Annotated in this window: 2 protein-coding genes; both read left to right on the top strand. The window is 42.9% G+C overall.

Annotation, left to right across the window (positions count from 1 at the left end; all coding sequences use genetic code 11):
- On the top strand, positions 1 to 783 hold a 783-nt coding region (gene lgt / locus Q0369_RS00385; protein WP_298094456.1), incomplete at its 5' end, for a prolipoprotein diacylglyceryl transferase.
- 94 nt (positions 784 to 877) lie between these two features.
- The gene (locus Q0369_RS00380) at positions 878 to 1,561 is read left to right on the top strand and encodes a fumarate reductase cytochrome b subunit (RefSeq protein ID WP_297915476.1); all 684 of its coding nucleotides are present in this window, start codon (positions 878 to 880) and stop codon (positions 1,559 to 1,561) included.
- Positions 1,562 to 1,645: the final 84 nt, after the last annotated feature.

Genomic DNA, 1,645 nt, shown 5'->3' with positions numbered 1-1,645 from the left:
CCCGTGGCGTTCAGCGCGTTTGGTATAAACGTGCACTGGTACGGCATTATGTATGTTTTGGCGCTACTTACGGCACTATTTATTGCCAAGTATTTCGTGCGCAAAGACGGTCTTGGCTTTAGCGATAAGATGCTTGATCGCTACTTTATCTGGGTCGAAGTGGGCGTCATTTTGGGCGCGCGGCTTGGATACATCGCGATCTATTCGGGCGAGGCGGCGTGGTATTTCAGCCATCCGTGGCAAATTTTTAACCCCTTTCATAACGGCGAATTTGTGGGCATTCGCGGTATGAGCTATCACGGCGCGGTCGTCGGATTCGTGATTGCGACGGTTTGGTTTTGCAAAAAATTTAAAACCGATATGTGGGCGCTACTCGATCTCGTAGCACTTAGCGTGCCGCTTGGGTATTTTTTCGGACGCGTGGGAAATTTTTTAAATCAGGAGCTTTTCGGGCGCGAGACGAGCGAGCCGTGGGGGATTTTGGTAGGCGGCATGTTGCGTCACCCAAGCCAGCTTTACGAAGCGGTTTTGGAGGGACTCGTTATTTTTGTGATTTTATTTTTCTACCGTAAATTTAAGAAATTTAACGGCGAGCTGATATGTTTGTATGCGATGCTATATACGGCGTTTAGATTTTTTGTAGAATTTTTTAGGCAGCCGGATGATGGGCTCGGTTTTATATTTTTAAATTTATCGATGGGGCAAATTTTATCTTTAGTAATGTTTTTGATAGCAGTTTTCTTAAAGCAGTCTTTGAAGAAAAAACTAATTTGCAGAAATTAAATTAATCTAAAGTTAAAAAGTAATATAATCTCTTTACAAAAATGTAAATTTTCGTTTAGCGGGGATTTATAATCATCTTTTTTAAGGAGAACCTATGCTAGGTCGCATTGAAGGCTTTACGGGCAGATCCATAGACGGCAAAAAAAGCCGCATTATGGCTTTGCAAGATGTGGCGCAAAGCATCAGCGGGCTGATTTTGGCCTGTTTTATGCTGTGTCATATGATATTTACCGGCACGATTTTGATCGGTAAGGGCGCGTTTGAGGGCGTCGTACATTTCGCCGAACCGGGCGGAATTTATTTCGTCACAAACATCGTCGCTTTTGTAATTTTCGTGATTTTCGTGATTCACGCATTTTTGGCGATGAGAAAATTTCCGGCTAACTACGCCGCTTACAGGGCGTTTAAAGCGCATAAAATGCGAATGAAGCATTGCGACACGACGCTTTGGTGGTTTCAGTTTTGGACGGGGTTTTTCCTATTCTTCTTTGCGGCGGCTCATATTTTAATGATCGTATTCGGTCCGAAAATTACTGCAGATCTTGCTATCGCTCGCTTCGGACAGCTTCATTTATTTTATTTTGTTTTATTGATTTTCGTAGTAACTCACGCTAGTATTGGAATTTATAGGCTTTATATGAAATGGATTAGCATAGACGGCACGAAGGCGGAAATTCAAAGGAAAAGAGCCTTCATTAAAAAGGCGGTTTTTATCGTTTGGGGTGCATTTTTCCTGCTTTCGATAATCGCCGATTTCAAATGGTTAAGTTTAGAATAGGGAGCTTAGGATGAATGTAATATATTGCGATTCTTTAGTTATTGGCGGCGGTTTGGCGGGCTTAAGAGCTGCGATCGCTACCGG

It is taken from the genome of uncultured Campylobacter sp., from assembly GCF_938030685.1.
In the GTDB taxonomy this organism is placed as follows: Bacteria; Campylobacterota; Campylobacteria; order Campylobacterales; family Campylobacteraceae; genus Campylobacter_B.
This window is presented reverse-complemented; position numbering and strand designations above follow the sequence as displayed.